General features: G+C 47.4%; 8 protein-coding genes. 2 read left to right on the top strand and 6 right to left on the bottom strand.

All coding sequences use genetic code 11. The annotated features are described in order from the left end of the window. On the bottom strand, positions 1–350 hold a 350-nt coding region (locus AB7U36_RS09215; RefSeq protein ID WP_428159492.1), incomplete at its 3' end, for an acetate--CoA ligase family protein. Positions 351–932: 582 nt separating this feature from the next. Continuing rightward, on the bottom strand, positions 933–1,892 hold the full coding sequence (locus AB7U36_RS09210; protein WP_428159491.1) for a D-2-hydroxyacid dehydrogenase: 960 nt from the start codon (positions 1,890–1,892) through the stop codon (positions 933–935). Positions 1,893–2,306: 414 nt separating this feature from the next. Here AB7U36_RS09210 and AB7U36_RS09205 point away from each other — a divergent pair, with 414 nt between their 5' ends. Next, on the top strand, positions 2,307–4,523 hold the full coding sequence (locus AB7U36_RS09205; RefSeq protein ID WP_428159490.1) for an NADP-dependent isocitrate dehydrogenase: 2,217 nt from the start codon (positions 2,307–2,309) through the stop codon (positions 4,521–4,523). Between the two features lie 73 nt (positions 4,524–4,596). Here AB7U36_RS09205 and AB7U36_RS09200 read toward each other — a convergent pair whose 3' ends face one another. The 4 genes from AB7U36_RS09200 to AB7U36_RS09185 all read right to left on the bottom strand — a co-directional run bounded on the left by AB7U36_RS09200 (position 4,597) and on the right by AB7U36_RS09185 (position 11,182). Continuing rightward, the gene (locus AB7U36_RS09200; RefSeq protein ID WP_428159489.1) at positions 4,597–5,940 is read right to left on the bottom strand and encodes an HDOD domain-containing protein; all 1,344 of its coding nucleotides are present in this window, start codon (positions 5,938–5,940) and stop codon (positions 4,597–4,599) included. Between the two features lie 16 nt (positions 5,941–5,956). Further along, positions 5,957–8,977 carry a PEP/pyruvate-binding domain-containing protein gene (locus tag AB7U36_RS09195; RefSeq protein WP_428159488.1) on the bottom strand — a complete coding sequence of 1,007 codons (3,021 nt, stop codon included), beginning with the start codon at positions 8,975–8,977 and terminating at the stop codon, positions 5,957–5,959. Between the two features lie 67 nt (positions 8,978–9,044). Beyond that, entirely contained in the window at positions 9,045–10,250 is a 1,206-nt protein-coding gene (locus AB7U36_RS09190; protein WP_428159487.1) for a THUMP domain-containing class I SAM-dependent RNA methyltransferase, read from the bottom strand. Between the two features lie 56 nt (positions 10,251–10,306). Beyond that, positions 10,307–11,182 (bottom strand): LysR family transcriptional regulator, encoded by an 876-nt coding sequence (locus AB7U36_RS09185; protein WP_428159486.1) that lies wholly within the window; start codon positions 11,180–11,182, stop codon positions 10,307–10,309. A gap of 346 nt (positions 11,183–11,528) precedes the next feature. Between AB7U36_RS09185 and AB7U36_RS09180 the strand changes: the two genes are divergently transcribed. Then, the coding region (locus AB7U36_RS09180) for a biotin carboxylase N-terminal domain-containing protein (RefSeq protein WP_428159485.1) at positions 11,529–12,281 on the top strand (753 nt) is incomplete at its 3' end.

Raw genomic sequence — 12,281 nt, 5'->3', positions numbered from 1 at the left:
CGCCGCCCCTGGATCAGGGGCTGGATCAGGAAGGCTTCAAAACCATCACCCGCCCGGGACTTCATCCGTTGGGCCGTTTGCCTCAGACGCGCCTCATTGGTGATGCCCACCTCCACCATACCGGCTTCGGTTTTATGCAGCATCTGTTTTGCAATGCCCTTGAGCACAACAGGGTAGCCGACAGTTCGGGCAGCCCCATGGATATCTTCAATGGATTCCACTCGTATTTCCTGTACCACGGGCAGACCCAGTTTTTTGAATATTTTTTTTGCCTGGTCTTCGTTGAGACTTTCGATCCCTTTTTTGATGTAATTGTCAATGGTTGCTGCAATCTCTTTGAGTAAGGTCATGGTTTCACTCCGTTGAAAAGGATGTCCGAAATACCGGCAGCTATTTCATCTGGGGCAATGCCTTCCCGGATAATTTCAAGGATGGTACGGGTATAAAGGGTCACCATTTCATAAGCCCTTGAAAGGTGAGAGATAGTTACTTACAAACTTATGTTCTGTCAACATTCAATCGGCTTTTAAAAAAATAATCTGCCATGGGGTCTTCTTCAGGTTAAAAGATTTGGAAAAATATTTTTGAAGATACAACGTATTTTGAACCTGTTTTCAACAATTAGACACTTTTTTGAACCAGTTCAAGATCATTATTTAAAGAGGCTTTTCATGCGTTTTGAACATGTTCTGAACATAGTATTCATCAGCTTTTAACTGGGACAAGAAAAAGGGCACGCCTTTTTTCACAGGCGATAATTTAAGAATGAGGATGTGTTGAAATCTGGAGAAATACCAGCGCCATGCTGGAGGTTTTTCAGGGCGGTCCGGGAACCTGGATTCCCCATGACCGCTTTATTCCCTTTCCGGGCTAAAATAGACAGCCCGGAAAGCAGTTTACCCGGGTGCGTTGAGGATTGTCAGATGAATTTTTTACTTTCTGGAGACTACATTTTGAGGTTTTCCTGCCAGATGGCTTTTGATGTTTTCAGCAGCAATGGACATCAGCCTTTCCCTTGCCGCAAGCGTTGCCCAGGCAATATGGGGAGTGATGTAGCAGTTTTTCGCTGTCAGCAACGGGCAGTGCTTGGCGGGCGGTTCTACCCCGAGGACATCCATTGCAGCCCCGGCAATACGACCTTCATTTAAAAAATCAGCCAAATCGTTTTCCACAACCAGCGGCCCCCGGGAGGTGTTGATTAAATAAGCAGTTTTTTTCATTTGAGCAAGACTATCCTTGTTGATCATTCCTTTTGTCTGGGGCGTGAGCGGACAATGCAAAGATATAATATCGCTGGTACGGATCAGGTTGTCCAGATCCGAATAGGTGATTCCCTCGGGAAGATCAGGGGGAACAGAGCGATTGTGGATCAGGATATTCATCCCGAAAGCCGCTCCCATGCGTGCCACTGCCTTGCCAATACCGCCATAACCGACAATGCCCAGGGTAAGGCCTTCCAATTCCACCAAAGGATAATCCCAATAGCAGAAATCCTTTGATTCCGACCATTTTCCGTCCCTTACCGTCTGACTGTGGTGTCCGACCCTGTTGGTCAGTTCCAGAATCAGGGCAAAAACCAGTTGCGCTGAGGAAGAACCCGAATAGCCGGGAACGTTGGTAACCGTAATTCCCGTTTTTTTTGTAAATTCAAGGTCGACTACATTCACCCCTGTTGCCAACACCCCGATATACTCAACCTTGTTCATTGACCCAATATCTTGCGCCGTCAGCACGGTTTTATTTGTCAACACAATATTGGCATCAGCCGTTCGTTCCTGGATCTCGTCCGGACGTGTCCTGTCGTAAACCTTCAGATCACCAATTTCCGAAAATTTTTCCCAGTTAAGGTCCCCCGGGTTTAAGGTATATCCGTCAAGAACAACTATTTTCATTTTCACCCTCCTTGCTTTAGCGCTTTCATTAAATATGCGGAGTCCCATCTATCACCCTGAAACAATAAACTAAAGACCGGATGTAAATCAACACTGTTGTAGCAACCCGGATTTCCAGCGCGTTTTTTTAAGGAATTTCCATAACGGTCTTGATTTGCATCTTATTGAATGTTATTAAACTTTGGGCGTGCTCCTTGTTTTAATAACAAAGTGAGTCAGACCGTTGAAACCTCATTATTGTTTGTATGTTAAGGATGAAGTACTCATGGCCAGTGAATTCGCCATTTGCGTTTGTAAGATGGAAGATCTTGAAATTTAATTTCGATAAGAAATTACCGGACAGGGCTTTAATCTTAATATAATTAAGTGTTAGATGTCTTAAATTTAAATTTAAACTTCAACAGAGGAATAAACATGAGTGAAAAAATTAGATGGACAAGAACCGATGAGGCACCTTTATTAGCAACTCATTCTTTGCTTCCCATTGTACAATCCTACCTTAAAGGATCCGGGATTGAAGTCGAATTAAGAGATATTTCTCTGGCGGGAAGAGTCGCAGCGAACTGGTCTGACCGCTTGAAAGACGATCAGAAAGTGTCTGATGATCTGGCGTTTTTGGGCGAGCTTGCCAAAACCCCTGACGGAAATATTATCAAACTTCCGAATATCAGTGCTTCTGTTCCTCAATTGAAAGGCGCCATCAAAGAATTACAGGCCGCAGGGTATGACGTTCCGGATTTCCCTGATGAACCCAAAAATGACGAAGAAGCAGCCATTAAAGCTCAATATTCAAAAAATCTTGGATCTGCAGTTAACCCTGTCTTAAGGGAAGGTAACTCCGACCGTAGAGCTGCTGTTGCGGTTAAAGAATTTGCCAAGAAAAATCCACACTCCATGGGTGCCTGGAGTGCTGACTCTAAAACCCACGTTGCATCCATGACCGAAGGTGACTACTACGGAAGTGAGATTTCAACAACTGTTGAAAAACCATGCAGCATTAAAATCGAACTGGCTGGTGCAGACGGATCAACAACTGTTCTTAAAGAAAAACTTGCCCTGAAGGCCGGTGAAATTATTGATGCCTGCGTTATGAGCAAAAAAGCGCTTCGTGCATATCTTGCCAAAGAAATCGAGGATTGCAAAAAGCAGGGTATTCTGCTGTCAGCCCATCTTAAAGCAACCATGATGAAAGTGTCTGACCCGATTTTCTTTGGTCATGTTGTTTATGTTTACTTCCAGGACGTTTTTGACAAACATGCCGGTACGTTCAAAGAAATCGGCGTCAATCCGAACATGGGTCTCGGCGATCTTTACGCCAGACTTGAAACCTTGCCTGCAGCCAAAAAAGCGGAAATTGAAGCAGACATCCAGGCCTGCTATGCAAAAAGACCTCCTCTGGCCATGGTTAATTCCGACAAGGGAATCACCAACCTGCACGTTTCCAGTGACGTGATCATTGATGCGTCCATGCCCGCAATGATCCGTAATTCAGGTAAAATGTGGGGAGCCGATGGAAAGGCTTATGATACCAAAGCCCTGATTCCTGACAGAGCTTATGCCGGTGTTTTCCAGGCTGCTATTGAAGACTGCAAGAAAAACGGCGCATTCAATCCTCCAACCATGGGTACCGTGCAGAACGTTGGTTTGATGGCGCAGAAAGCCGAAGAATACGGCTCACATGACAAAACATTTGAAATGAAGGCCGCCGGAACAGTTAAAGCTATTGATGATTCAGGTAAAGTTCTGCTTCAGATAGCTGTTGAAGAAGGCGATGTTTTCAGAATGTGCCAGGTGAAAGATGCCCCGGTTCAGGACTGGATCAAACTGGCCGTTAACCGTGCCAGACTGACCGGTTTCCCTGTTGTTTTCTGGCTGGATAAAAACAGAGCCCACGATGCCGAACTGATCAAAAAGCTTGATAAATATCTGCCCAACCATGATACATCCGGTCTGGAAATCAAGGTCATGGCACCGGCTGACGCATGCACCTATTCCTGCGGCCGTGTCAGACAAACACTGGATACCATTGGTGCTACCGGTAACGTTTTAAGAGATTACCTGACTGACCTGTTCCCCATTCTCGAACTTGGCACCAGTGCTAAAATGCTTTCCATCGTTCCTTTGATGGCAGGTGGCGGACTTTTTGAAACCGGCGCCGGCGGATCTGCTCCGAAACACATCCAGCAATTCCTGGAAGAAGGCCATTTAAGATGGGATTCTCTGGGTGAATTCCTGGCATTGGCTGAATCCATTGAATACATTGGAAACAAAGGCAACGCCACAGCTAAACTGTATGCGAAAACCCTGGGCGAAGCTAACACCAAGTTCCTGGAAGAAGGAAAGAACCCCTCCCGCAAAGTCAATGAAATTGACAACAGAGGCAGTCATTTCTACCTGGCAATGTACTGGGCAGAGGCTCTTGCTGCACAGGACGAAGATAAAGCTTTGAAAGCAAGATTTGAAAAAGTAGCTAAAGCAATGAAAGAAAACGAGAAGAAAATTGCTGATGAGCTTTTGGCTGCACAGGGAAAACCTGTTGATATCGGTGGTTACTACGTAATTGATTTCGATAAGACAACTGCTGCAATGAGACCCAGCGCAACACTGAACCAAATCGTTGATAACGCTTAAATCTAAGTCCATCAACTAGCGTTCTTAAGCCCAACCACCGAAACCTGTTCCAGTGGTTGGGCTTTTTTTTTTCTCAGAACGTACGGCAGGTCTCCCTGATCATGGGATAGATCTGCTCGATGATTGAAAAAACTTTTTCAGGATCCAGGCCCAGAACTTTCAGGGCAGACAGGCCGGACAGTTTATCCATAATTTTATCACGGTTCAGTTTAAATTCATTGCCGGTTTCCAGGGCAAGATCGCCTTCTTCAAACTCAGGGGTATTGTTTTCATCCTTCTTGGAAAAAAAACTGAACCCCATTTCACTGGCCATGGAATCGGCAAGGCTGACCACAAGCAGTTCCTTTTCCGTATTCTCTTCAAACTGGTCCCAGTGGTGAATTTCGGCGACTTTTATAATCTGTTGTGAAAAGTGCATTTTTTTAAGCAGAACCCCGCCAAAGGTGGTGTGGATTTCGTGAATGGTAAGCTGCAGATTTTCATCGCTGACACAGACATCTGGATTCATGTCCACATAGGCCTTCATCAAAAGCATTTTGCCGATATCATGGACCAGGCCCATCAGGAAAATGGTTTCCAGGTTATCAATCCCTTTTTCTTCAGCCAGGCGCCTTGCCAGGGTGGCAACGGCAAAGGAGTGAACCCATAGTTTGTCCATTTCTGTTTTAAGCGCTTCATTTTTTGAATCAAAAAGGTTTTTTGTTGCAAGGGCCGAACATATACCCAGGGTGTGTTTAAGGCCGAGTCTCACCAGCGCTTCATTAAGGCTGCTTACATTCTCCAGGCCTTTGTAAAGTGAGGAGTTGGCAATGGTGATAAGCTTTCCTGAGATCACCAGATCCTTTTCCACAATTTTTGCCAGATCATCAACAGAGGGGTCTTTATCGGCCAGCAGCTCCTCAACCTCTTTGACAATGCTTGGGAACACCGGCAGTATGATTTTTCCCGAGTAAAACCGTTTGATAATCTCGGCCACACCTGTGCTGTGGGACATGCCTTGTTCGCCGTTTTTTTCCGGGGTGGCAGGCTCAAAGCCCATTTGAGACAGACTTTGGATCAACTGGGCCTGGCTCACCGGTTTTGTAAGGTACCCGTTGCACCCGCGTTTGATGCAGGCATTGATGGTGCCTACGTTCATCCGGGCGGTTATCATTAGAATTTTTATCCGGTCGTTTTTTGGGATTTTGTCCTGAACCTCCTTTTTCCGGATATGTTCAAGAAGTTCCTGGCCGTTCATGACGGGCATGGACACATCAAGGGTGATGACATCAAAGGGTTGTTTTTCCGCCTTTGCCTTCTCAAGTTCTGCCAGGGCCTCTTTGGCGCTGTTTACAGCCACGCAGGTGCCCATATTCTCCATTTTTAAGAGCAGAATTCTTCTGGAGATCTCTTCGTCATCCACGATGAGAATTTTCATGTATCACTCCTTATGGTCAGGTTATTTCGGGGCTGTCACCCATGATCTGTGTCCCGGCGCCGTCAATGCCCTGCATTATTACGGCCTGGGAGGTTTTTCCGTCCACCAGTATTCTTACGGGCCTGTCAAACCGGATGTGTTTCAGATACCGGGTGGCAGTGGCAGGTTCCCGGGTGGAGAGAAAACCATAATCAATAAAATCATTGCCCTTGTCCTGTACGGTTATATATGAAATGCCAAGGGAGGTGATATTCTGAAAAAAATGGGTACCCTGGGAAAAATCCGCCTTGATGCTTTCAATGGTGGTTTCCACCATGACCCCCACGTTGGAAATATCACTCCATACCACGGGAATGCCCAGCCACCGGTCCGAAGACCCCCAGCGCCCCGGTCCCATGAGCACATATTTTGTTCCGGTATGGTTGAACATGGCATTGATTTTGTTAATTTCCCCTGCCATCAAAGGCATTTTATCCGCTTCAAAGGTTTGGGGATCCACATACACGATATCCCGGATATCCTTGTATTCTCCGTTGCCAAGGGAAAGGGTGGAATGGCAGAATGCGTTTTTAATGTCCGTTTCCGTAATTTTTACCCCAAGATTCTGCTTGTACTGGCCCATGGGCCGGATCTGCAGCAGGGAGAAGCGCGGCCTTGACCGGACACCTTCAACGGGCAGGTCCAGGGCAAATTCCACTTCAACGGATGTACCCATCCACCGGGCCCCCAGGGCCGTGACTTCGGCCAGGATATCTGCCAGGGGGAAGGTGTTGTATTTCAAAATATTTGCAAAGGTGAGCACAGGAAATCCCTTGTCGGAAAATCGGTCCCGGATACGGTTGTCCTGTATATTAAAGGTGGAGCAAAGCATCCGGACGGCTGGATGATCCTTGGCCTCGGCAATATTCAGCCTGGCCAGGCATGGATCTTCGCCAGTGCCGAAAACTTTTCCATGGGTCGGGAATCCGTCCATTTTCAGGGCGTAAAAATATTTCTGTGAGTTTTCCAGGATATCTTCAATCATGGAAAACTGGGGCAGAAACTGTGGATATTTCGGGCAGAACCGAAGGGTTTTTCCGCCGTCCATGACAATCTTTCCAAGCCCCAGCGCAATGTAGGAAATGCCCTCTTCCGCGTTGAGATGGGCAATGGGATAAAAATTATAGGACTGGGCCACCCCTGAGATAGACGGGTAAAAATAGTTTTTATGCCGGGTACCGGTGATCTGCTGAAGCACTACAGCCATCTTTTCGTCCTGGGTTCTGTGCATGGTGGACCGGGCATAGGCTCTCGGGGCTTTGAGATAGGTTGAGGCATATACCAGCTTTACGGCCGTGATCAGGTGCCCAAGGCGTTTTTCAATGTCTGTACAGGCATTGGGCAGCATATAGGTTTTATAAAGTCCCGCAAAGGGCTGGTAATGGGCGTCCTCAAACAGGGATGAAGATCTGACGGCAACGGGGTAATGCACATTTTGAATATATGCCCTTAAATTCATTTTCAGCGGGCGGGGCAGTTCTGCGTTAAGAAAACGTTCAACCACTTGGGTGTCATCCAAAACCTTGTCCTGTTCCAGAAACTGGGACAGATTGTTCTCTTTCACAAACATTTTGAATCCGTCCGTGGCAATGATAAAGGTCTGGGGAATGGTTATATCAATATCCGGGAACTTTTGGCCCAAAGAAGGGTCTAAGCCCAGCTGATGGGACATGAACGCAAGCCCCCTTGCCTTGCCGCCTAAGGACCCGGTTCCGATTTTCATAAAATCCGTGTCCGAGTCAAATCTTTCCGGGTTAAACTCAATGACAAGCCCCTGGCGCGAGTCTTTACGCCGGGCACGGATGCGCTCTATGAGAAACCGCTTAATTTCTGATGCGTCGGGGAAATCGTCAATGGTATAGGGTTTAAGGCTCAGGGCAAAATCGACTTCGCTGCGGGCAAGCAGCCATCTGGAAAAATCATTGTGCCTGGCATGATGGAGTACGGATGCATCGGGGATATCCGGCAGCAGCTTTTCAACCTCCCTTAAATTGGAAGCCCGGGCGATTTCACTGTTGTCCGGCATGCGGAACACAAAGGCCCCGAACCCCAGATGTGTGACAAAAAAACTTTTGATCTGGTCATGGAGGTTGTTTGAATTTTTATTGATAAACTGGGCAGGTATGGCTGCCGCAATGTCCCGGTTTTTTTCCTCCGTACTCAGGATCAGGATGGGCAGGTCCGGGATTTCCGATTTGATCCGGGTTAAAAGCTTGCGGCCGGCATAGGGATCTTCCTGCCCGTTAATGGCGTAGCGCATATCCGTTAAAACGCTGAGCACATAGGGCCTGTAGCGGTTAAACAGGGCTAGGGCCTGGTCATAGTTGTGGGCCACCAGAATTTTAGGTCGGCCCCGCCTTTTTAAAAGCCTGTGTTCTTCATTAATGGACTCATCCATGACCGACTGGGTCTGGATGACGATGTGTTTGTACAGGACCGGCAGTAAAGAAGAGTAATGGTACGGGGAATCCTCCACCATTATAATAACCCGGACCTTTGCATTTTGTGTATCAAAGGCCACATTTTTTTCATCTTCAAAATTTTTGATAATGGCCAGCAAAAGGTCGGCATTTCCTCCCCAGATATAGGTCCGGTCAACCACGGCTTCCTGGTCTGCATTCACACACTGATTAATATCCCAGGTGTTATGAAACAGCAGGTAAAAGGGGATCTGTGAATATTGCTTCTTCACCTGTCTGCCAAAGGCGTAGACATCCATTCCGGCCACTCCGGGCATGGCAAGGATCAGGTCAAAAGGTTTGAGTTCAAGGTGCGCAAAGGCTTCCGTGACCGAGGACGCAAGGGTCAGCTTCGGGGGTTTGGACAGATTCAGCCCCTTATATTGATTGATAATCCGGTTTGAAAGCCGGCCCTCTTCCTCCATAATAAAGGCATCATAGGGGCTGGATACCAGAAGGATATCAGCCACCTTGTAGGCCATAAGCTCATGATAGATTCTTATGGAAGGTGTATCAGCGCCCCTTTCGTCTGTTTTCATGACTTTTTCCAAGTCATTTAATCCGTGCCCATGCGTTTTTGCTTTTCCAGAATCTGCTTTTTTAAGATCAGTATAACTGGTATTTTACAAGCTTTCCATCCAACCCCCCGATTTCCAGGTTTTTTTTCCAGGAGGGAGCTAAAGGCAGATGTTTGATAAAACCCGGGTCGCCGAAATAGACATAGGCTGTACAGCCTTTGCACTGTTCCTTTAAAAACCGGCCAAGATCGTTGTAAAATAATTTCATGTTCTGGTCCTTGCCCATGCGGATGCCGTAAGGGGGATTGGTGACAATGACCGCACCTTCCACCGGGTTGAGCTGTTTGAAATCGGCCAGGTCCACGTCAATCTGGCCGCCATGGTGGAGCCCCATCAGGTTGGTTCTCGTGGCTTCAACGGAAGGTTCGGCAATATCGCTGCCCCGGATAAGCCCCCTGGGTAATGGCCGGATGGCTTCGTTTGCAACCGCTTTCACCGCTTCCCATTCCCGGGCATCAAAATCGGGCAGGCGCTCAAATCCAAACTGTTCACGAAACACCTGGGCCGGAATCCGGCTGTAATGCATCAGAGCTTCGCAAAGAAGGGTCCCGGAGCCGCACATGGGATCCAGCAACGGTTCTTCTCCGTTCCATCCGCTCAGGGCGATAATGGCTGCGGCCACGGTTTCCTGCATGGGGGCAGAAACCCTGGATTCCCTGTATCCGCGCTTGTGCAAAGGCCCTGAACCGGCGTCAATGGAAATGGCGGCCTGATCTCTATGTACATGAACGTTTATCATGATCCATGGCGCCTCGGTATTTACTGAAGGCCTGCGGTTGGTCCTGTCCCTGAAATAGTCGGCAATGGCGTCCTTGACCCGCAATCCTGCAAAATTGGAATGGGTGATTTGTGACTCAGACACGTTAGCTGTGATGGAAAAGGTTTTTTTGGGCGTTAAAAACTCTTCCCATCGGATTGTTCTGGCACCTTTGTACAACGCATCCTTGTCCTTGCAGTCGAACTCAACCAGGGGCACAAGCACCCGTGACACCAGGCGGGAAAGGTAAACGATTTTATAAAATGTGGATTTATCCGCTTCAAACCAGATGCCCCGGAACACAGGCCGTGCCTTTTCCCCCCCAAGGTTCTGGATCTCTTTTAAAGCCAGATCCTTGACGCTTTCACCCACCTGGGCAAAATAGCGGGATTCCCGCTCGTAAATATATTCAAGCTTGGCCAGTTTCCGGGTTTTGCCTTGCCCCTTCTGGAGAATGGCCTTTTTGGGTATGTTCAACTTGGGTTCCTATGCCTCTTAAATTTTAATTGGGAGTTTTATATCAGATTTTTTTACTATCCGGCAAGATCGATAAATCCTTGGATATAATCGGTTGTGCTGTCCTGGTCCCGGATCCCCACACAGATCTCTTTCCAGATGCCGCCCCGGCCGATGGAAACGGCTTTTAATCCAAACCTTTTTTGACTCTCTTCCACAAGCCAGCGGGGCAAGGCGGTGATCCCCCGGCCCGAAGCCACCATCTGGAGCATGATATCTGTGGTTTCAATGGTTTTATGCTGTTGGGGACGACATTGGGCCGGAATGAGACACCGGGTGAAAATATCCAGGCGCTCCAAGGGGACGGGGTAAGTGATCAGCACCTGGTCCAGCAGATCTTCCGGGAGGATGTGATCGCGCTGGGCCAGGGAATGGTTCTGGGGAACCGCTAACACATGTTCATACTCAAAGACCGGCGTAAAGGACAGGTTTTTTGTTTTTACAGGATCCGGGGTGATAAGCAGGTCGATCTCAAAATCCTGTAACGCCTGTATTCCGTCAAATTGAAATTCCTGTTTGACATCAACTTCCACATCCTTGTACTGCGCAAGATATTCGGCAACAATAGTTGAAAACCAACGGTGGCATGGATGGCACTCCATTCCGATACAGAGCATTCCCCTTTTGCCCCGTGCATATTGCCCAAGCATCTCCTCGGCCAGGGCAAACTGGGGCAGTATTTTACGGGAGACCTCCAGTAAATATTGGCCTGCCCGGGTCAGGCGCAGCCCCCGGCCGTCTTTTTGCCAGAGCCGGGTGCCGATACCGGATTCGAGTTTTTTCATGGTGTGGGTCAGGGCCGGCTGGGTCAGGCAAAGAGCTTGGGCTGCCGCTGTCAAGGTTCCCTTTCGGTCAATTTCGTTTAATATGGACAGATGAATCCGGTCAATCATAACTCTCTCACGGGTAAAGGTCGCGTAAAAAAACAACCATAAATATATATAATTGTTTTATGACCTTTGATTATTTTTATTTATTTATAATGAACTACCTGATTAACGTGGCAGGGTCAATAAAAAAACGCCTGCCTGAAAAGCAGGATTTGAATTGATAAGCGTTTCCTAAAATATAGATTGACAAGCGTTTCCTATTTTATTAAATTTTTTATTTCCTTTTTCATGGTAGGGTGCAAATCAGGACTGTGGAAAGAATTTTTACCGATTTTGGAATTGAAGAATCTTTTGGCAATGCTGCAAACAGATTCAAGGAGCATTATCATTCAAAACAAGGACATATAAAATGGATGTTATAGGAAAACAAATCAAGCGTCTCTTGATTGCCAACCGTGGTGAAATAGCCATCCGTGTAACACGTGCTGCTCATGAGCTTGGAATAAACACTATTGCTATATACTCCCAGGAGGACCGATTTGCACTTCATCGGTTTAAAACCGGTGAAAGTTATTTAATCGGAGAAGGAAAAGGCCCCATTGAAGCCTATCTGGATATTGAAGGGATTGTCCAGCTTGCAAAGGAAAACAATGTCGATGCGATTCACCCCGGATACGGATTTCTCGCGGAAAAGCCTGAATTTGCTGAGGCTTGTGCCCAGGCAGGTATTATATTTGTCGGACCCTCACCGGATGTTATGCGAAAGCTGGGGAATAAGGTTTCCGCCCGGAAGGTAGCAGTAGAAGCGGGAGCGCCTGTTGTTCCGGCAAGTGGTCCATTACCTTATGATGATAAAAAAGTCATTGAGATTGCCGAAGAGATTGGCTATCCGGTTATGTTGAAAGCCAGCTGGGGCGGTGGCGGCAGAGGAATGCGCGCGGTGGAAAGCACGGATGAGCTTTTGACTCAGGTTGATGCCGCTCGCAAGGAATCCAGTGCTGCTTTCGGAAGCGATGAAGTTTATATTGAAAAACTTGTCAAAAAAGCCAGGCACCTTGAGGTTCAAATTCTGGGGGATTCCCAGGGAAATATCATTCATCTGTTCGAACGGGACTGTTCTGTTCAAAGAAGAAATCAAAAGGTTGTTGAAAGGGCGCCATCC

The sequence above is a fragment of the Desulfobacter sp. genome (genome assembly GCF_050177295.1).
This window is presented reverse-complemented; position numbering and strand designations above follow the sequence as displayed.

Coding starts and splice junctions, on each gene's coding strand:
- AB7U36_RS09210 (WP_428159491.1), bottom strand. CDS start 1,892: ATGAAAATAGTTGTTCTTGACGGATATACCTTAAACCCGGGGGACCTT.
- AB7U36_RS09205 (WP_428159490.1), top strand. CDS start 2,307: ATGAGTGAAAAAATTAGATGGACAAGAACCGATGAGGCACCTTTATTA.
- AB7U36_RS09200 (WP_428159489.1), bottom strand. CDS start 5,940: ATGAAAATTCTCATCGTGGATGACGAAGAGATCTCCAGAAGAATTCTG.
- AB7U36_RS09195 (WP_428159488.1), bottom strand. CDS start 8,977: ATGAAAACAGACGAAAGGGGCGCTGATACACCTTCCATAAGAATCTAT.
- AB7U36_RS09185 (WP_428159486.1), bottom strand. CDS start 11,182: ATGATTGACCGGATTCATCTGTCCATATTAAACGAAATTGACCGAAAG.